Below are 18,922 nucleotides of genomic sequence, written 5' to 3'. Positions count from 1 at the left end.
ACCTCCCTTAGTTCATTTCAATGGCAGACGCCGGCGTATCGTCTCCCCAAATAGAGTCGTACACAACATCTACAAGACTTGCCCGTGTTACAATGCCTTTTAAATGCCCTTTGGCATCCACAACCGGTACATATTTAATACCGCGTATTAAGATTTTCCGAACGGTGTCTCTTAGAAGTGCGCCTTCTTGTACAGTATAGAACTCTGTATTTAAGATCTCACCAACGAAAGCCGCTTTTCTGCGGTTCGCATCGATTGTTTCAATATCGATATAGCCTTTTAGCACATGATGTTCATCTACTACAAGCAAAGAATCGACACGCTTTTCTCTCATGATGTAGATGGCATCAGTCAACGTTTGTTCGACTGTAATGGTGACTGGTGACGTGTTCATCATTTGTTCTACACGTTCCATATTCGGATTTGATTGAAGCAGGCGTTCTTTTCCGATGAATTCTTCTACGAACTCGTTGGCGGGGTTACGCAAAATATCTTCAGGTGTGCCTACTTGGACAATCTCTCCATCTTTTAAAATCACAATTCGGTCAGCGAGTTTAATGGCTTCATCCATGTCATGTGTGACGAATACGATGGTTTTATTTAACGTTTTTTGCAGTTTCTTAAATTCTTCCTGCAATGTATCTCGTGTAATTGGATCAAGTGCACCAAATGGTTCATCCATGAGGATCAGAGGGGGTTCTGCTGCCAGTGCGCGAAGAACTCCGATGCGCTGCTGCTGTCCTCCACTGAGTTCATGAGGATAGCGCTCTAAAAATTCCGGGCCCATGTCGACGAGCTTCAGCAGTTCGCGAGCTCGTTCCTTCCGTTTTTCTTCCGGCCATTTTAAGAGCTTCGGCACAAGTGAGATGTTTTGCGCGATGGTCATATGGGGGAACAGTCCAATTTGCTGAATCACATAACCGATTTCTCTTCTTAATTGAACTGGATCTTTTTTCATAATATTTTCTCCCTCGATGAAAATGTTTCCTGAGGAAGGTTCAATGAGTCGGTTGATCATCTTCATGGTTGTTGTCTTACCACAGCCACTCGGTCCAATAAAACAAATAAATTCTCCTTTTGCTATTTCTAAATCAATATTTTTGACAGCTTTTTTTCCGCCTTTATACGTCTTAGATACATTCTCTAGTTTCAGCAAATGAGACACCTCCAATTAGTTGGATCTATATATTCAGAAAATTTACACCTTATTCATTATAGTGCAAACTTTATAAAATAAAAAGTTTATGATGTGTTTGTATTGCATAAGATTTATATAAAATTTTCAGTTAACGCTGTAATATCTAGAGATCTCTCCTTTTTCCTTCAAATTACTAGCAATTACTCAATATTTATTGTTTTCATCAACAAACAGGTATATGATATATTGTGTTACAAATTGTCAGTCGTGAAGGGATGAAGCGGGGAGTGGACAAGCAAGCGTTAGGCGCCATTCAAAAAGCACAGGATCATTATATTGAAAAAGCTGCGGAGAACATGAATGCCTTTGGTCTTTCTTCTACAGTGGGTAGAGTGCTTGGTATCATTCACATGAACCGTAAACCAATGACGCTGGAAGAGCTATCAGAGGCGACCGGCATGAGCAAAACGAGGATGAGTCAAGTCGTTCGAGAAATGCTCGATTTGAATATTGCGGAAAAGGTTTATGAAAAAGGAATACGTAAAGATCTTTATGAAGTTGAGCAAGATCAATACCAAACGTTTATTTCATTGTTTGCAGCCAATTGGTCCCGAGTTGTCAGCAAAAACCGTAAAGCACATAAGAAAACGTGCAAGGAATTGCAAGAGCTGCTTGAACAGGACGACTTACCTGAAGAAACAGAGGATAAAATCAATCTGCTTCTTTCAGAAATCAAGGAAAGTCTTGATTACTATGATTGGATTAGCCGCTTAATTGAATTCTTTGAAAGTGAAGAAGTATTTAAGCATGTGCCGAAACCTTAAAAAAAGCTGTTTTATTTTACATCATTGTAGAAAAAAAACAGCTTTTTTATATACACTTATGACATAAACATCGGAAACATCCCTTTTAAGCCTGCGCCGATCATCTCAACTGCCACTACAGCAAGAATTAATCCCATCAAACGCGTCACAACATTCATCTCTGTTTTCCCCATTTTCCGCATAATGAAACTGGAATAATGAAAGGCATAATACGTCATGGCAAGAACAATGATAATGCCGATTAGAATCGAAAACATGTGGAGCATCCCTTGACTTCCCGGGGTTAAACTCATTACTGTAGCGATTGTACCGGGCCCAGCGATGATCGGGATTGCCAGCGGCGTAACGGAGATATCTGCCTTCTCTTTGCTTTCTGCCTTTTCCTCCGAATGAGGATTTTGGACGTGTGATTCTTTTGCATTCAGCAAATTGTAAGCGATACCAAAAATAAAAATACCTCCGGCGATGCGGAGTGCATGAATATCGATCCCAAACAATTTGAATATGAGCCTGCCTGCCAATAGAAAGGCAATCAAAATAATGAAAGAGACCACGATGGCTTTTTTGGCTGTCTGAGCGCGTTCTTTCTCTGTATAGCCTTCTGTTAAGGTGATGAAAAGAGGCACGTTTCCAATGGGGTTTGATACAGCAAATAATGAGACTACAACATGAATCATAAAGGCAATCAACAGACACCCTCCTTTTTTCATAGTGTCTGCCAATCTGATGTGAATATTCCCTTTGATGTTAAAACCTGTTTATCTTTAACCGATGGTAATAGAGGTTTAAAGAAAGGGGTTCACACTTGAAAAAACCATTACGATCATTCTTCTGTCTGTTGCGGTGTTAGGCGCAGCTGGCTGGATTGTTTGGCAGCAGACTAACAAAGCAGCAAAAGAAAAACATCAGCAAGAAAGCAGAACGAACGATCAGCAGCTTTCCCAGTTAAAATCAGATCAAACGGATATGAAACATGAAAACGATGAACAAAAAAAGCAAATAGCCACCGTCACAAAAAAGCTCAAAAAAGAAAAGAAAGCCTATGAAAAAGAGGTCAAACAGCGTAAAGCGCTTGAGGTGAAAGTCGACCAGCTTCAAAAAGAGCTGGCAGCAGCAAAAACTGCTGCTCAAGCGAATAAGCAGACCGCACAGGCTACAAGAAAACCAACTGACAAAAAAGACCCGAATGTCACTCATCACCCTCCCTCTCAGGTGGGTACAGGACCAATATGATTGGGGCGTGAAACAAGGGTATATGAAAGAATAGAAAGGATGAAAAAATGTGATACAAATTCGGCCATTGTCTCGTGATCAATCTCTCCCTATGGATCTTTTACTATTAGCTGACCCTTCAAAGGAAAAGGTTCTCGCTTATGTGCAATCCGGCTCTTGTTATGCCGCCTTTCATGAAGAGGATGTGATTGGTGTTTATGTTCTATCATCGCTATCTCAGCATACAGTCGAAATCATGAATGTTGCTGTGAAGGAGTCATGGCAAGGAAGGGGAATTGGGAAGCAGCTGATCCGCCATGCGATCGCTGAAGCGAAAGCCGCTGGTTTCCATACGATTGAAATCGGCACAGGCAACTCGAGTATTCAGCAGCTCGCACTTTATCAAAAATGCGGCTTCCGCCTGACTTCGATCGATCGCAATTTCTTCCTTAAGCATTATGATGAACCGATTTATGAAAACGGGATTCAATGTATGGATATGGTACGGCTGTCTCTCACTTTTCAAGCAGACTGACTATTTGCTCAGCCTGCTTTTTTTATGCTCTTCGCTTTTTCACAGCTTGAATCACATATTGAATGAAAAAGTAGAGCACAGCGCCAGCTAAAAAGCAGACAACGCATCCAAAAAGCGTCGCCTCTGAGCTGAATTGATACTCTTCAATTTTCATGATATAAAATGGCATGCCAAACAGTGTCGGACTTGATTCAACATGATTGACTTCTAGCAGCATTAAAAAGACAGGGGTCATAAACACAGCAAATATATACAGCATCGCAAGTGTTAAGCCGCTAGAAAACGAATGAAATACTTTGATCATCTTTTTCTCTCCTTCATCTCTTTTAAACTGGCTGTGATATTTTTCCCGTCTGGGCAAGCTGGATGCAACATCACAGTGTTCAGTAAAGAAAAAAACAGCAGCTGATGACTCACCGGATGCTTCCACATCAAAAAAAGCACAATCGAGCAGAGCACCGGAAACAGCGGACCCGCAAGTGCTACCATCAGATTAAAGCTCGGCCGGTCAAATGTCTCATGGACGATCGCCACTTGCTTCCAATCAATCATCATCACAAAATCAAAAAGGGGTCTTTTTTCGAATTTGTTACACACCATGACCATCAGCATATGACCGAGTTCGTGAATTAACACAACAGCTAGTAAACTAATGACAAGCCCCATCATCGCAATACAGGCCTTTTTAACATCGCAGCATATATACAACTGAAAAAGGCAAGTGAACCAAGCAGATAAGCGGTGGCGAGAAGAGACACATCATATGAAAGCCATTCTAATAAAAGCATATCGATAAAGCTGAATACAGCAATCATCAACACGATCACAAACAGCTTATTAAAATCACTGATTTTCACGACAAACCCTGTACAGGCCGCCATGGCGGTAATCAATAAAATGGACAAACTCGCCAATCCATGACCTTCACTTTCAATACCGATCACCAAATAGGCAAGCCCAATATACACAAAATATGTCAGCAGATTAATGGTGTAATAAAATAACATTCTCGACATTAAATAAGCGCCCTTTGATGTATTTAACATAAAGATGGCCCTTTGATTGATATGATATTCCCTGCCAATCATCAGCGGAAGCATGATCAATATTTCCTTTAACGCAAACTGCACAATAAAGGCATACAGCCAGCCAGTTTCTGCCGGTGTAAAAACAAATGGCAGCCCCACCGTCAAACAAATGAGAAAGAGAAACAAAATGCCTTGCTCTTTAAAAACAGCTGATCGGCTGAAATAGACCAATTCCTGCCGCAGATGTGTCAGAAAGGAAGAGTGCGTTCTGATTTTCTGGTAGGAAAACGACTTCACCTCTGTTTTCAGCTGCAAAAACATCTGATGAACATAGCAAGCTGCTAAACCCTTCACCCATAGCCATCCAGCGCTTAGGATGATGACAAGTAACAACAGATAGACAGCCGGCCATACATGGATCATCTCCACCGCTTTTTGAAAAAGGAGAAATATTAGTACATGAAGCGCCCCAAAGCCGATCGTTTGAAGCAGCAAATGCTCTTTTGTTTTTGATACGAAATGGCTCACACCGATCCGCAGCAGCATCCAAGAAGCGAGCGTATACAGCGCCAATATGCAGCAAGTGATGCAAACAACGATGATCCAATACAGAGATGGGGTGACACCCGTGATCAAAAGACCTAATACAATCGGTAAAAAAAGCAGTCCAGCCATGAGGAAGCAAAAGAGCACTGGAAAGAAATACACGCAAAGGATAAATGGCACACTCTGAATCGCACTGTTTAAAAAGTAGAATTGATATTCTTGGCGCTTCAATTTATTGCGGGATAACACAATACCTGCCCCTAATAGTAAGAGCGACATTTTGACAAATTGGAGGTATAGCGCAGCTGGCTCGTTTTCACCTGCCTGCATGAAAAAGCGCAGGCTAATGACGACGTATATCGCATAGATCAGTAAGAGAAAAACGGCAGCTGCGAGAAGCTGTAAAGGATATTTTTTTCCAAGCTGTTTTCCTTTCGTTGTCAGCATGCCCCATTCTAGTTTATGAAGAACGTGTCGTGTCCAAATCATTGAGTAACCTCTCCACCTGCATATAGTAATCTCGATTCACTTCTTTATAAATCTCTTCAAGTGCCTGATGAGGAAATGTCTGAGTCGTTTCTTGGCGGGACATATTCAGCTTGACGTCACCATTTCTTAAGATCATGAGATGGTCATATAATGTATCACCAAAGCTCAAATGATGAGTTGATATAAGAATGCCAGCGCCTTGATCTCTCAGCTTCATGAGCACCTTTTTTAAGATGATCATCATATCTGGATCAAGTCCGTTTGTTGGCTCGTCGAACACATAATAATCACATGGTCTGAGGAGCTGCGAAATGATCTGTGTTTTCTTTTGATTGCCATGGGACAACTGTGCGATTGGCTGATCCATATATGGACTCAGCTCAAACAAATCGGTGAATGTCTCTTCTCGTGTGACATCTTGCTCATTTGGCAGCTGAAGTAATTGAAAGTATTCCCTCGGTGTTAAATAATCGAACAACGCATGATCGTCAGGAATATAGGAAACATGTTTTTTCAAAAGGGAAATATGAGCTGAGGATTGAAGGTTCAGCTGTTCGCCATGTAAGGAAACGTACCCAGTAAATGGCGTCAGCCCAAACATGGCTTGGATCATCGTTGTCTTTCCTGCACCATTATGCCCTAAAAGAAGCATCGTCCGGCCTTTCTCCACGTTCATTTGAATATTGCGGAGAGAGAAGGTACGGCTATACGTTTTTTCTTGTAATTGTAATGTCAGCATCATATCCCTCCGTTTGTTTCAGATGGAACAGATGACCTTGCATCTGTTCTCATCCCTGTTAGAACCCGCATTGGATTTTAACGTACATGCCTAATAATTTGAACTCTCCTAAAAATTTGGAGCCCTTTCCAAAGGTCTTACATGCCCAAATCAATGCTCCAAGTGAAATAATGCCCAATATAGCGGCAAGGACATAAATCCAAAATGCGTTTTTCTGTACATTCTTAGAAGTCAGAATTCGTTGCTTCCTTTCATCATATGCCGCCAATAGGTGAAGGACATACATATACACACCTACTGGAAAACGAAGGCTAAAAGGATTCAGCATCTCATCACCCCCTAATATATGTAAAATGATACCACCCCCTTACAGAAAGCATAAGTTCATTTCAGATCATATTTTTAGTCGATTTTTCATGATTTAGTGCTTATAAATGGAGGGGATTTTGACTTCTTCTCTAACTGAAGGAGGATTTTTTACAAAAATAGGATAAGACAAATGAATTAGCTATCGGATTTCGCTCAACAAAAAAAACGCTGCGTCCCGCTCTCATGAAAGAGCGGGACGCAGCGAGTAGCTGGCATTATTTATTCAAGTTATAGAATGTTGCAATGCCGTGATATTGTGCTGTTTCAGCCAATTGATCTTCGATGCGAAGTAATTGGTTGTATTTCGCCACACGGTCCGTACGAGACGGAGCACCTGTTTTGATTTGTCCAGCGTTTGTTGCAACAGCGATGTCTGCAATTGTGCTGTCTTCTGTTTCACCAGAGCGGTGAGAGATGACTGCTGTGTATCCTGCACGTTTTGCCATTTCGATTGCATCAAATGTTTCAGTTAATGTACCGATTTGGTTTACTTTGATCAGGATAGAGTTACCGACACCATTTTTAATACCTTCAGAAAGCTTCTTCGTGTTTGTAACGAATAAGTCATCTCCTACTAGCTGAACCTTGCTGCCAAGGCGTTCAGTTAATAGTTTGTGACCTTCCCAGTCGTTTTCATCAAGGCCGTCTTCGATAGAGATGATAGGGTATTTCGATACCATATCTTCATACCAGTCAACCATTTCAGCAGATGTTTTCACAACACCTTCGCCTGATAAATGATATTTACCGTCTTCTTTGTTGTAGAACTCAGAAGATGCAGCATCCATTGCAAGTTTCACTTCTTCACCTGGTTTGAAACCAGCTTTTTCAATCGCTTCTACGATTGTTTGAAGTGCTTCTTCGTTAGAACCAAGGTTTGGAGCGAATCCGCCTTCGTCACCTACAGCTGTGTTTAAGCCTTTTGCACTTAATACAGATTTCAGGCTATGGAAGATTTGTGCGCCCATGCGAAGTGCTTCACGGAAGTTCGGTGCACCTACAGGCATAATCATGAATTCTTGAATGTCTACGTTGTTATCCGCATGCTCTCCGCCGTTGACGATGTTCATCATTGGCACTGGAAGCGTTTTGGAGTTGAATCCACCAAGGTATTGGTAAAGTGGAATTTGTAAGAAATCAGCAGCCGCACGTGCTACAGCGATAGATACGCCAAGGATTGCGTTTGCGCCTAATTTCCCTTTGTTTTCTGTTCCATCAAGTTCGATTAACATTTTGTCAATCGCTACTTGTTCTGTTACATCAAAGCCTAAAAGTTCTGGTGCAATGATTTCATTTACGTTGTTTACAGCTGTCAGAACACCTTTTCCAAGGTAACGGTCTTTGTCTCCGTCACGTAGTTCTACTGCTTCATATTCACCAGTAGAAGCACCACTTGGTACTAATGCACGGCCAAAGCCGCCAGATTCTGTGTAAACTTCTACTTCAACTGTTGGATTACCGCGAGAGTCTAATACTTCGCGTGCATATACGTCAACAATGTATGGCATCGTTATTTCTCTCCTTTTGAATCAATTTGTTATTTCTGAATCAATGATGTTCCTGTCATCTCTTTTGGTTTTTCAAGACCAAGTAAGTCTAAAAGCGTTGGAGATAGATCGGCTAGAATGCCGCCTTCTCTAAGCGTTGCATCTTTTTTCGTTACGATGACTGGAACAGGGTTTGTCGTATGTGCAGTATGCGGCTTTCCTTCTTCGGTAATCAGCACGTCTGCGTTACCGTGGTCTGCCGTGATGATGGCATGTCCGCCTTTTGCTAGGATTGCGTCGACAACAGCTCCTAAGCACTCATCTACTGCTTCAATGGCTTTGATTGTTGGCTCGAGCATACCTGAATGACCAACCATATCCGGGTTAGCAAAGTTCAGGATGATCGCATCATGCTTGTCAGCATTGATGTCTGCAACAAGTGCATCCTTTACCTCATAAGCGCTCATTTCTGGCTTGAGGTCATAGGTTGCCACATCTGGCGAATTGATCAAGATGCGGTCTTCACCAGGAAATTCTTCTTCACGTCCACCGCTCATAAAGAACGTCACATGAGGATATTTCTCTGTTTCAGCAATCCGCAGCTGTTTCAATCCATTTTGCGCTAGCACTTCTCCTACTGTGTTATCCAAATTCACTGGTTTGAAGGCAACATAGCCATCAACCGTTTCACTGAAGTGTGTAAAGCAGACGAAGTGTAAATCCTTCGGATGTGCTTCCCCGCGGTCAAATGAGCGGAAATCTTCATTTGTGAAGGTGTTCGAAATTTGGATCGCACGGTCTGGACGGAAGTTATAGAAAATCACAGAGTCTCCGTCGTTTACTTTTGCAACTGGCTCACCATTTTCTCTCGTGATGACAGATGGAATAACGAATTCATCGTAGATTCCATTTTCATAGGAGTCATCAACGACATCATAAATGTTTGGATAACTTGGGCCTTCACCATACGCCATCGCGCGATATGCTTTCTCCACACGATCCCAGCGTTTGTCACGGTCCATTGAGTAATAGCGTCCAGAAAGTGTTGCCACTTCTCCGACACCGATTTCTTTGATTTGTTCTTCAAGCTGTTTTAAGTACACTTTGGCTGTCTTTTGACCAACATCACGTCCGTCTAAGAAGCCATGAATGTATACCTTTGTTAAGCCTTCTTTTTTCGCCAGCTTCAGCAGGGCAAAGAGATGCTGGATGTGGCTGTGCACACCGCCGTCTGACAAGAGACCGAATAAATGAAGGGCCTTGTCGTTCTCTTTTGCATAAGTCATTGCCTCTAGGAACGTTTCGTTTTTCTCAAATTCCCCTTCACGAATGGCAACATTCACTCTTGTTAAGCTTTGATACACAATGCGTCCTGCACCGATGTTCAAATGCCCAACTTCAGAGTTCCCCATTTGACCTTGCGGGAGGCCTACTGCCTCACCTGAAGCCGTTAAGGTTTGATGCGGGAATTCATTCCAGTAGCGGTCGAAGTTCGGTTTCTTTGCTTGGGCAACAGCGTTACCGACTGTTTCGCCTCTTAAACCGAATCCATCTAAGATGATTAATGCAGCTGGTTTCTTACTCATATTGACCTTCCTCCAATAATTGAACGAAAGACTGAGGTTCTAAGCTTGCGCCGCCTACCAAAGCACCGTCAATATCGGATTCTGCCATATATTCTTTAATATTCGCCGGCTTCACGCTTCCGCCATATTGAATGCGAAGGCTGTCTGCCGCTTCTTGACCATATTCGCTTGCAACGGTTTGACGGATATGCGCGCAAACGTCGTTTGCATCTTTCGCTGTAGAAGATTTCCCTGTACCGATCGCCCAGATTGGCTCATATGCAATGACAGATTCAGCGACTTGCTGAGTCGTTAAACCAGCTAGTGCTTTCTTCACTTGATCAGCGACAAGTTCATTTGTTTTGCCAGCTTCACGCTCTTCAAGCGTTTCACCTACGCAGATAATTGGAACGATCCCATGCTTGAATGCAGCATGTGCTTTTTTGTTCACTGTTTCATCTGTTTCAGCGAAGAATTCACGGCGCTCTGAATGACCGATCACTGAGTAGCCGATGCCAAGATCTTTTAGCGCAGCAGGGCTGATTTCACCAGTGAATGCACCATTTTCTTCAAAGTGCATGTTTTGTGCACCAATTTTAAGGTCTGTTCCGTTAGAAAGGCTGTTTAGCTTTTCAAGGAAAAGTGCTGGCGCACAGACAATTGCTTCCACTTTGTCAGGAGATGGAATGGATGACTTGACTTCTTCAACGAAGCTAACTGCTTCGCCAAGTGTTTTGTTCATTTTCCAGTTCCCAGCTATAATTGGTTTTCTCATGATTGACACTTCCTTATAGCAGTTTTGGTCTTATTTATCGTTTAATGCAGTAACACCTGGAAGCTCTTTGCCTTCCATAAATTCAAGTGAAGCGCCGCCGCCTGTAGAAATATGGCTCATCTGATCAGCAAGACCAAATTTCTCAACAGCTGCTGCTGAATCTCCACCGCCAATGACAGAATATGTATCTTTTGCTTCTGCCAGTGCTTCTGCGATTGCTTTTGTTCCTTTAGCGAATGCGTCGATTTCAAATACACCCATTGGTCCGTTCCAAACAACAAGTTTGCTGTTTTTAATAACATCAGCGTACTTCTCTCTTGTCTCTGTTCCAATATCAAGTGCTTCTAGATCACTTGGAATTTCAGAGATTGGCACAATGCTTGTATTCGCATCATTTGAAAAGTCGTCGGCTACCAGAACATCTGTTGGAATCAGGAAGTTCACGCCTTTTTCTTTTGCACGGTCCATAAAGGATTTCGCTAAATCGACTTTGTCTTCTTCTAATAAAGATTTTCCTACTTCGTGGCCTAGTGCTTTCACAAATGTGTAAGCAAGTCCGCCGCCGATGATGAGGTTGTCCACTTTATCAAGAAGACTTTCAATCACACCGATTTTATCCTTTACTTTTGCGCCACCAATAATCGCTGTAAATGGGCGATCAGGGTTTGAAATGGCTTTTCCTAGAACCTCAAGCTCTTTTTGCATGAGGAAGCCCGAAACAGCCGGAAGATATGCTGCAATACCAGCAGTGGATGCATGTGCACGGTGTGCAGCACCGAACGCATCATTGACATACACATCGGCTAAATCAGCAAATGCTTTTGATAGTTCAGGATCGTTCTTTTCTTCACCAGGATAGAAACGAACGTTTTCAAGCACTAGCACATCTCCTTCTTTTAAGTCAGAGATTTGCTTTTTCACGTTGTCACCGTAAGCTTCATCCGCTTTTTTCACTTCTTGTCCAAGAAGCTCTTGCAGACGTTTTGCTACAGGTGTCAGACGCAATTCTTCAGTAACTTGACCCTTCGGACGACCCAAATGACTAGCTAGCAGTACCTTTGCGCCTTGTCCTGTTAAATACTCAATCGTTGGTAATGCTGCGCGAATACGAGTATCATCCGTCACTTCTCCGTCTTTCATTGGAACGTTAAAATCTACGCGGCAGAACACAACTTTACCTTTTACGTCAATGTCTTTTACTGATTTCTTATTCATGCTCGTCAGGAGATCCTCCTTTATTCTGGTTTCCTTACGCATTGGACAAGTCTCTCTTTATCCTTTTCCCATTTTGCCCTCATCAAAACGAGAAATCGTGCAGAACGGATAAAAACAGAGAAAAAGGGAAAGGGATGCTTCCCCTTCCCTTGTCCGTCTTCATTATATCGTGTCTCTAGGAAAGAACCAAGTGAGTTCCTTCAGTGTGACAAATTAAAGACCTTGTTTTGCAATGTAAGCTGCAAGGTCAACAACGCGGTGAGAATATCCACTCTCGTTATCGTACCAAGAAATGACTTTCACCATGCTGCCTTCCATCACCATTGTAGAAAGAGCATCGATTGTTGAAGAGTTTGCATTACCATTGTAGTCACCAGATACTAATGGCTCTTCGCTGTAGCCAAGGATTCCATTAAGTTCTCCTTCAGCTGCTTCTTTAAGTGCTGCATTTACATCTTCAGCTGTTACATCTTGGTTTAATTCAGCCACAAGGTCAACTAAAGAAACGTTAGGTGTTGGAACACGCATAGCGCCACCGTTTAATTTACCTTTAAGTTCAGGCAATACAAGTGAAACAGCTTTCGCAGCACCTGTAGAAGTTGGGATGATGTTTTCCGCAGCTGCACGAGCACGACGGTAGTCTTTGTGCGGAAGATCAAGAATTTGTTGGTCATTTGTGTATGAGTGAACAGTTGTCATCATACCGCGTTTGATACCAAATTTATCGTTAAGTACTTTTGCAAATGGAGCTAAGCAGTTTGTTGTACAAGATGCATTAGAGATGACATCGTGGCTAGCTGCATCGTATTTGTCTTCGTTTACACCCATAACGATTGTGATATCTTCTTCGTTAGCAGGAGCAGAGATGATGACTTTTTTAGCGCCAGCTTCTAAGTGTTTTGCAGCGTCTGCACGTTTTGTGAAGAATCCAGTAGATTCAACAACGATTTCTACGCCTTGTTTACCCCAGCTTAATTTCGCAGGGTCACGCTCAGCTGATACTTCGATTGTTTTACCGTTCACTACTAAGTTTGTACCGTCTACAGAAACCTCTGCATCTAGTTTTCCGTGAACAGAGTCATATTGTAAAAGGTGTGCAAGCATGTTAGCGTCTGTTAGATCGTTAACCGCTACTACCTCAACTTCAGGATTGTTTAATGCTGCACGAAATACGTTACGTCCAATACGTCCAAATCCGTTAATACCGACTTTTACTGCCATGATGTTTCCTCCTTTTATAGGTCACAATGTTTTATATTGAGGGATCAATTGACTCCCTTAATAACTCTTTTGCGGCTCCTTCGTCTGTGACGAGAACCGTTCGGCGGGGTTTTTTGAAATAAGCTTCAATGGCCCCTGCCTTTGATGATCCACCTGCAACAGCAATGATGTGTGGAATGCTTTCTAAATCATCTAGCTGCATGCCGACGGAGTGCACTTTGTGGACGACCTCACCATCACGATTAAAGTAATAGCCAAAGGCCTCTGTCACTGCGTCATGCTCATCAATCTTTTTTAAATCTTCAGCTGGTGTATTTCGTCTCATCGCCATTGTTTTTGCTTCACCGATCCCATGAATGAGCATCGTGGATGATTTAATCGTGTGAAGCACTTCTTTGACTGACGGCTCTTCAATAATAGAAGAGTAAGCACCTTCTGACAGCTGCCCTGGAACAAACAGCAGTTTGTAAGTACCGGAAGCTTTTTCAGCCATGTGGGCACAAATGGTGTTTGCCTGATTTTTTACATTCTCCCCAAGACCGCCTCTCGCAGGGACAAACATCATGTCTCTGTTTTTGGCATCAGGGGTCATCATTTCGGCAACGGCTTCCATCGTCGTTCCGCCAGTGACGGCGACGATATTATTTCCAGTAAACCTTTTTTTCATACATTGGACAGCAGCTCTTCCCATTTCTTGCTTCACCCACGGGGATTCGTCACTGTCACCAGAAACGATGATGACTTCTTCTAGGCCTAACTTCCTCTTTAATGTATTTTCCAAAAAGGTTAAACCTAAAACGTCCTTCATCATTCCTTCAAGCATTTCAAGCAAAGCGTGGCCTTCACTCGTCAGCATCATGCCGCTCGTTTTGACATCCAGCAGGTTTTGTTCTTTTAGAAACTGAACTTCAGCTCTTAAGATGCGCTCACTGAGACCTAGGCTCGTCGCAAGGCTTCTGCGGCCGATTGGTTCAGCTAACCTGATGTATTGCAAAATGTCGTAGCGTTTTTGCATAACGATGAGAAGATCTGGCAATAATTTTTTTTGAGCTTCCAATAAACGATTCATGGCTAACGACCCTTTCTTTTCACGTTGGACTAAAAACGTCCCACTGTGACAAAAAACGTCCCGCCACAGCCAAAAAAAATCAATCCCTGCTTTCTTTAATTATTTTAACAGGATAATCTTGCATTTTCAACTCTTACAAACACATTTAGACAAAAAATAGACACATTTTCACCGATAACCTGCTTGTCATCAAGGTTCTTGCTATGATATTTCTTTTCAAAATATTTATTTTCTTCTATATTCAATGAATTCACCATTGAAAATGTGCATGCGTGTGAGATCCGCATGCACATTTTGTTGATATAGTTGGTCTTTTATGTTTTTGGGATGGTTCCTTCCTCTTCGGCGAAACGCTTTGCCTCTTCCTTCGGTTTGATTTTGAAATAATAAATGATGTAGCAGACAGCCATGAACGGAACGCCGCAATAAAGGCCAATCCGCTGATCCTCAATAAAGAATAGGCTGATGAGAACGATGCCAAATGCGATGAAGCCTGCCAATGGCACAAATGGATAGAGCGGTGTACGGAAGACGAGATCCTTTACATCTCCACCCGCTATTATGAATTGTTTTCTAAAGAAATACTGAGACAAACAAATGGACATCCACACCACAACTAGAACCATTCCGGAAATCGAAATGAGCCACACATACACCGTTTTTGGTGCCACAACACTTGTGAGCAGGGATAAAGCGGATACACCCATTGTCACCAATAATGCATTGATCGGGATTTTACGCTTGGACAGCTTTTTCGTAAAGCCAGGTCCTTTCCCGTCCTTTGAAAGCGACCAAAGCATACGTGATGATGCATATAATCCAGAGTTTGCTACAGATAAGACAGCTGTGATGATAATAAAATTCATGATATCTGCAGCATATGGGATGCCGACCTTGTCCAGCACGACCACAAACGGACTGTCAACAGTGCCTGCTGTCTGCCATGGAAGAAGCGCGGCAAGAACCGCAATTGATAAAACGAAAAAGACCATCGTTCTCCAAATAATATTCCGTATCGATCGAGGCAATGTTTTTTCAGGGCTTTCACTCTCACCTGCTGCAATCCCTACAAGTTCTGTTCCTTGAAAGGAGAAATTGACCGTGACCATGGTTAATAAAATAGCAAAAACACCATTAGGAAATAGTCCGCCATGATCCGTCAAATGACGAAATAAAGGGGCTGGTTCTCCGCCTTTTAAATGAATCATTCCGAAAATTGCGCCAATTCCGATGATAATAAACAATAGGATGGCTGCAACCTTAATGGCTGAAAACCAAAATTCTGTTTCAGCGAAGCTGCGAGCTGAGATGGCATTCACGGCAAATAATATCACGCTAAATGCTAGGCACCAGAGCCAAACCGGGATATCTGGGAACCACCTTTGGAGCAATATGCCTGCTGACGTAAACTCCAGTCCAATCGTACACGCCCAGCTAAACCAATACAGCCAGCCGATCATAAAGCCTGTGGATGGACCTATATATTTGGTTGCATACTCCTGAAAGGACCCGGCTGTCGGCATCGCCACTGCTAATTCTCCAAGACACAGCATGACCAAATACATTAACAGTCCGCCAATGATAAACGATAGAATGGCTCCGCCAGGTCCTGCCTGATGGATAATCAATCCTGATCCAAGGAAAAGGCCCGTACCGATGACGCCGCCTAAGGCAATCATAAAGAGATGTCTGCTTTTCATGGAACGCTCTAGTTCATTATGCTGTTCTTGCTTCAAATCCACTTCCCCACTTTCCTTCTTCTATTCATCATCCTTTGACAAAATTCGCTGTTCGTTGAAAAAGAAAGGGAGAAAGTGAAGGTTCCTCCCCCTTTGGCATTTAGGCTTGAAACAGTGCTTCAATATGACCAATTGCCCAGTCTAAATCTTCTTTTGAAATGGTCAGCGGCGGTGCAAAACGGATAACTGTCTCATGTGTTTCTTTACATAACAATCCTGCTTGCTTCAGCTTTTCACAATAAGGTCTAGCTGCCTCTGTCAGCTCCATTCCTATAAATAATCCGCGGCCGCGCACTTCCTTAATCACAGGGCTTTGAATGCGTGATAGTTTGTCTTTGAAGTATTCGCCAAGCTCCATGGAACGTGCTGCAAGCTTTTCGTCGATTAAAACATCCAGTGCAGCAAGCGACACCGCACACGCAAGAGGATTTCCTCCGAAGGTAGACCCATGAGAACCAGGGTTAAACACGCCTAATATATCGCGGTTTGCTACGACACACGAGATTGGAAAGACGCCGCCGCCTAAAGCTTTCCCGAGGATCAGCATATCTGGCTCAATGTCTTCCCAGTCACACGCAAACATCTTACCTGTTCGTGCTAACCCCACTTGAATCTCATCCGCAATGAACAGCACATGTTCTTTCTCACAAAGCGCCTTGGCATCTTTCAAGAAGCCTTCTGGCGGCATGACAATTCCCGCTTCTCCTTGAATCGGTTCTATGAGGAAAGCCGCTGTCTGTGGTGTGATAGCTTCACGTAACGCTTCAATATCTCCGTAAGGAATCAGTTTGATTCCGGGAAGCATTGGACCGAAGCCTCTTTGGTATTCTGCTTCAGAGGAAAGAGACACAGCCGTCATCGTTCTCCCATGGAAATTGCCAACACACGCAATGATTTCTGCACGATTCTCTTCGATTCCCTTAACATCATAGCCCCAGCGTCTTGCTGCTTTTACAGCGGTTTCTACAGCCTCAGCACCAGTATTCATTGGCAGTGCCATGTCTTTATTCGTCAGTTTGCAAATTTTTTCATACCAAGGACCAAGCTGATCATTATGAAAAGCTCTCGAGGTGAGTGTCACACGGTCTGCCTGTTTTTTGAGCGCTTCAATAATGCGGGGATGGCGATGTCCTTGGTTCACTGCGGAATACGCACTGAGCATATCCATATATCGATTGCCTTCAGGGTCTGTCACCCACACTCCCTCAGCCTCTGAAATCACAATTGGCAGCGGATGATAGTTTGCCGCTCCATATTGTTCTGTTTGTTGAATCAATTCATTTGTCTGTGTCATCATCTATTCCTCCTTCTGTAAGGTAGCTTCTTTCAATTGGGTTCATCTTCATCCATATGTTATGCAAGGATCGTGCCAACTTTCTGACCGCTTGATCATGAGGGTCTACCTCATTATTTACGCAAAATTTCTTTGCGCATGCCAAATTTTTTAGAGGAAACCGCAAAATTTTTCATGTAAAATAGAGGTAACGTCAGGAGGTGGCACAAGTGAAAAAAGATCTGCATGCCGCAAAGCTTGAAAATGAGATTGATTTATATAAACAAATGCTCGATTTAATTGATGTCGGGGTTCATGCAATTGACGAGAATGGCCATACGGTTGTTTATAATAAAAAAATGATGGAGATTGAGTCTTTAAAACGCTCTGATGTTCTCCATAAAAATGTACTCGACTTCTTCACCTTTCAAGATGAGATGCACAGTACACTTGTCCAAGCGCTTCGTACCGGGAAACAAACCGTTCATGCCAAGCAGACGTATCATAATTACAACGGAAAAGAAATCACAACGATTAACCATACATACCCGCTCGTTCGAGACGGCCTCATTCAAGGGGCAGTTGAAATTTCAAATGATGTGACCAAGCTGGAACGGCTGATTCATCACAATATGAAGAAAAAAGGAAGCACACGCTTTACCTTTGATTCCATTATTGGACAAAGCCCTGCATTTTTAGAGGTGATTGAACATGCGAAACGAGCGACACGCACCTCTTCCTATGTGCTCATTGTTGGCGAAACAGGGACTGGGAAAGAACTGTTTGCTCAAAGCATTCATAACGGCAGCAGCCGGTCATCTGGACCATTTATTACCCAAAATTGTGCGGCACTGCCTGATAATCTGATTGAAAGTCTGCTCTTTGGTACACAAAAAGGGGCTTTTACGGGAGCAACTGATCAGCCTGGTTTATTTGAACAGGCGCAAGGAGGAACATTGCTTTTAGATGAGATCAACTCATTAAATCCTCCTCTTCAAGCAAAACTGCTGCGCGTCTTACAGGAGAAACGCGTGAGAAGGCTAGGCAGCACAAAAGAAATCGCTGTTGATGTAAGAGTCATTGCCAATATGAATGAGGACCCTGTGGATGCGATCGCAGGTGGACGCATGCGCAAGGATTTATTTTATCGGCTCGGTATTGTCACCTTATTTATCCCGCCGCTTTCTGAGCGAAAAGAGGACATTCCTACGTTTGTGAATCATTTTATTCAAAAATATAATGAGCTGTTTCAAATGAAGGTGAAGACGGCTGACGAAGAGGTACTTGCCCTTTTCCAAGCGTATCATTGGCCAGGCAATGTAAGAGAACTGGAGCATGTGATTGAGGCGGGGATGAATATGATGATGGATGAAGACGACTTAAGCATGCATCACCTACCCTATCATTTTAGATTTAAGCACGGGGAAGGCCCTCCTAAGGCGCAATTGCAAACAAATTCTCTGCAGCAAACCGCAGCTGCTGACACCTTTGTCTATACAAGCCCAGAACAGACGACTGATTTCCAAACCCAAATGGAGCGATTCGAAAAACAATACATCGTCCATTACTTAGAAAAAATGGACGATAATATTTCACAGACTGCAAAGTTATTGGGCATGAGCAGGCAAAGTCTGCAATATCGAATGAAAAAGCTACATATTTCTCGTCAATAATAGAGCTGTGCCATCATTCGGCACA

Annotated in this window: 19 protein-coding genes; 4 read left to right on the top strand and 15 right to left on the bottom strand. The window is 42.8% G+C overall.

The genetic code is table 11. From position 1 onward, the window contains the following. Positions 1 to 7: 7 nt before the first annotated feature. Complete coding sequence (locus tag C6Y06_RS03250; protein ID WP_034660016.1) at positions 8 to 1,156, bottom strand: betaine/proline/choline family ABC transporter ATP-binding protein; 1,149 nt, start codon at positions 1,154 to 1,156, stop codon at positions 8 to 10. Between the two features lie 269 nt (positions 1,157 to 1,425). On the opposite strand from C6Y06_RS03250, the gene C6Y06_RS03245 reads away from it, so the two are divergent. After that, the gene (locus tag C6Y06_RS03245; RefSeq protein ID WP_034660700.1) at positions 1,426 to 1,962 is read left to right on the top strand and encodes a GbsR/MarR family transcriptional regulator; all 537 of its coding nucleotides are present in this window, start codon (positions 1,426 to 1,428) and stop codon (positions 1,960 to 1,962) included. Between the two features lie 56 nt (positions 1,963 to 2,018). Here C6Y06_RS03245 and C6Y06_RS03240 read toward each other — a convergent pair whose 3' ends face one another. Beyond that, on the bottom strand, positions 2,019 to 2,651 hold the full coding sequence (locus C6Y06_RS03240; protein ID WP_106036509.1) for a MarC family protein: 633 nt from the start codon (positions 2,649 to 2,651) through the stop codon (positions 2,019 to 2,021). Positions 2,652 to 2,805: 154 nt separating this feature from the next. Here C6Y06_RS03240 and C6Y06_RS03235 point away from each other — a divergent pair, with 154 nt between their 5' ends. Both C6Y06_RS03235 and C6Y06_RS03230 read left to right on the top strand, forming a co-directional pair. Continuing rightward, positions 2,806 to 3,195 carry a hypothetical protein gene (locus C6Y06_RS03235; RefSeq protein WP_223251426.1) on the top strand — a complete coding sequence of 130 codons (390 nt, stop codon included), beginning with the start codon at positions 2,806 to 2,808 and terminating at the stop codon, positions 3,193 to 3,195. A gap of 49 nt (positions 3,196 to 3,244) precedes the next feature. Next, complete coding sequence (locus C6Y06_RS03230; RefSeq protein ID WP_080869547.1) at positions 3,245 to 3,709, top strand: GNAT family N-acetyltransferase; 465 nt, start codon at positions 3,245 to 3,247, stop codon at positions 3,707 to 3,709. Positions 3,710 to 3,731: 22 nt separating this feature from the next. On the opposite strand, the gene C6Y06_RS03225 is transcribed toward C6Y06_RS03230, so the two are convergent. The 13 genes from C6Y06_RS03225 to C6Y06_RS03165 all read right to left on the bottom strand — a co-directional run bounded on the left by C6Y06_RS03225 (position 3,732) and on the right by C6Y06_RS03165 (position 17,245). Further along, positions 3,732 to 4,013 carry a hypothetical protein gene (locus C6Y06_RS03225; protein ID WP_034660018.1) on the bottom strand — a complete coding sequence of 94 codons (282 nt, stop codon included), beginning with the start codon at positions 4,011 to 4,013 and terminating at the stop codon, positions 3,732 to 3,734. After that, the gene (locus C6Y06_RS03220; protein WP_034660019.1) at positions 4,010 to 4,378 is read right to left on the bottom strand and encodes a membrane protein; all 369 of its coding nucleotides are present in this window, start codon (positions 4,376 to 4,378) and stop codon (positions 4,010 to 4,012) included. Before C6Y06_RS03220 ends, C6Y06_RS03225 begins: the two co-directional genes overlap by 4 nt. Then, entirely contained in the window at positions 4,375 to 5,772 is a 1,398-nt protein-coding gene (locus tag C6Y06_RS03215; RefSeq protein ID WP_034660020.1) for a hypothetical protein, read from the bottom strand. Before C6Y06_RS03215 ends, C6Y06_RS03220 begins: the two co-directional genes overlap by 4 nt. Continuing rightward, on the bottom strand, positions 5,744 to 6,511 hold the full coding sequence (locus C6Y06_RS03210; RefSeq protein WP_034660021.1) for an ATP-binding cassette domain-containing protein: 768 nt from the start codon (positions 6,509 to 6,511) through the stop codon (positions 5,744 to 5,746). The genes C6Y06_RS03215 and C6Y06_RS03210 overlap by 29 nt, the downstream gene beginning before the upstream one ends. A 58-nt stretch (positions 6,512 to 6,569) precedes the next feature. After that, positions 6,570 to 6,839, bottom strand: a complete 270-nt coding sequence (locus tag C6Y06_RS03205) for a hypothetical protein (protein WP_034660022.1) — start codon at positions 6,837 to 6,839, stop codon at positions 6,570 to 6,572. 256 nt (positions 6,840 to 7,095) lie between these two features. Further along, positions 7,096 to 8,388: a phosphopyruvate hydratase gene (gene eno, locus C6Y06_RS03200; RefSeq protein WP_003212752.1), complete on the bottom strand. Its 1,293-nt coding sequence runs from the start codon at positions 8,386 to 8,388 to the stop codon at positions 7,096 to 7,098. 29 nt (positions 8,389 to 8,417) lie between these two features. Further along, a complete protein-coding gene (gene gpmI, locus C6Y06_RS03195; RefSeq protein WP_034660023.1) occupies positions 8,418 to 9,953 on the bottom strand; it encodes a 2,3-bisphosphoglycerate-independent phosphoglycerate mutase in 1,536 nt (511 codons plus the stop codon). Further along, positions 9,946 to 10,707: a triose-phosphate isomerase gene (tpiA, locus tag C6Y06_RS03190; protein WP_034660024.1), complete on the bottom strand. Its 762-nt coding sequence runs from the start codon at positions 10,705 to 10,707 to the stop codon at positions 9,946 to 9,948. The genes gpmI and tpiA overlap by 8 nt, the downstream gene beginning before the upstream one ends. Before the next feature lie 30 nt (positions 10,708 to 10,737). Next, entirely contained in the window at positions 10,738 to 11,922 is a 1,185-nt protein-coding gene (locus C6Y06_RS03185) for a phosphoglycerate kinase (protein WP_034660025.1), read from the bottom strand. A 213-nt stretch (positions 11,923 to 12,135) separates the two neighbouring features. Next, the gene (gap, locus tag C6Y06_RS03180) at positions 12,136 to 13,143 is read right to left on the bottom strand and encodes a type I glyceraldehyde-3-phosphate dehydrogenase (RefSeq protein WP_012011304.1); all 1,008 of its coding nucleotides are present in this window, start codon (positions 13,141 to 13,143) and stop codon (positions 12,136 to 12,138) included. A gap of 31 nt (positions 13,144 to 13,174) precedes the next feature. Continuing rightward, positions 13,175 to 14,212: a sugar-binding transcriptional regulator gene (locus tag C6Y06_RS03175; RefSeq protein ID WP_106036508.1), complete on the bottom strand. Its 1,038-nt coding sequence runs from the start codon at positions 14,210 to 14,212 to the stop codon at positions 13,175 to 13,177. 314 nt (positions 14,213 to 14,526) lie between these two features. Beyond that, a complete protein-coding gene (locus tag C6Y06_RS03170; protein ID WP_045210184.1) occupies positions 14,527 to 15,912 on the bottom strand; it encodes an amino acid permease in 1,386 nt (461 codons plus the stop codon). A 139-nt stretch (positions 15,913 to 16,051) separates the two neighbouring features. Then, positions 16,052 to 17,245, bottom strand: a complete 1,194-nt coding sequence (locus C6Y06_RS03165; RefSeq protein WP_066030356.1) for an ornithine--oxo-acid transaminase — start codon at positions 17,243 to 17,245, stop codon at positions 16,052 to 16,054. Positions 17,246 to 17,454: 209 nt separating this feature from the next. Here C6Y06_RS03165 and C6Y06_RS03160 point away from each other — a divergent pair, with 209 nt between their 5' ends. After that, positions 17,455 to 18,897, top strand: coding sequence for a sigma-54 interaction domain-containing protein (locus tag C6Y06_RS03160; protein ID WP_095285772.1), 1,443 nt, complete (start codon positions 17,455 to 17,457; stop codon positions 18,895 to 18,897). The last annotated feature ends 25 nt before the right edge of the window (positions 18,898 to 18,922 follow it).

The organism is Bacillus sp. MZGC1, from assembly GCF_002998605.1.
Classification (GTDB): domain Bacteria; phylum Bacillota; class Bacilli; order Bacillales; family Bacillaceae; genus Bacillus.
Note: the sequence above shows the minus strand (reverse complement) of the source record. Positions and strands in the feature narration are given on the sequence as shown.

Bases quoted from the DNA above. Each gene is read 5' to 3' on its own strand.
- C6Y06_RS03225 (WP_034660018.1), bottom strand. From the start codon at position 4,013: ATGATCAAAGTATTTCATTCGTTTTCTAGCGGCTTAACACTTGCGATG.
- C6Y06_RS03220 (WP_034660019.1), bottom strand. From the start codon at position 4,378: ATGATGGGGCTTGTCATTAGTTTACTAGCTGTTGTGTTAATTCACGAA.
- C6Y06_RS03215 (WP_034660020.1), bottom strand. From the start codon at position 5,772: ATGATTTGGACACGACACGTTCTTCATAAACTAGAATGGGGCATGCTG.
- C6Y06_RS03210 (WP_034660021.1), bottom strand. From the start codon at position 6,511: ATGCTGACATTACAATTACAAGAAAAAACGTATAGCCGTACCTTCTCT.
- C6Y06_RS03205 (WP_034660022.1), bottom strand. From the start codon at position 6,839: ATGCTGAATCCTTTTAGCCTTCGTTTTCCAGTAGGTGTGTATATGTAT.
- eno (WP_003212752.1), bottom strand. From the start codon at position 8,388: ATGCCATACATTGTTGACGTATATGCACGCGAAGTATTAGACTCTCGC.
- gpmI (WP_034660023.1), bottom strand. From the start codon at position 9,953: ATGAGTAAGAAACCAGCTGCATTAATCATCTTAGATGGATTCGGTTTA.
- tpiA (WP_034660024.1), bottom strand. From the start codon at position 10,707: ATGAGAAAACCAATTATAGCTGGGAACTGGAAAATGAACAAAACACTT.
- C6Y06_RS03185 (WP_034660025.1), bottom strand. From the start codon at position 11,922: ATGAATAAGAAATCAGTAAAAGACATTGACGTAAAAGGTAAAGTTGTG.
- gap (WP_012011304.1), bottom strand. From the start codon at position 13,143: ATGGCAGTAAAAGTCGGTATTAACGGATTTGGACGTATTGGACGTAAC.
- C6Y06_RS03175 (WP_106036508.1), bottom strand. From the start codon at position 14,212: ATGAATCGTTTATTGGAAGCTCAAAAAAAATTATTGCCAGATCTTCTC.
- C6Y06_RS03170 (WP_045210184.1), bottom strand. From the start codon at position 15,912: ATGAAAAGCAGACATCTCTTTATGATTGCCTTAGGCGGCGTCATCGGT.
- C6Y06_RS03165 (WP_066030356.1), bottom strand. From the start codon at position 17,245: ATGACACAGACAAATGAATTGATTCAACAAACAGAACAATATGGAGCG.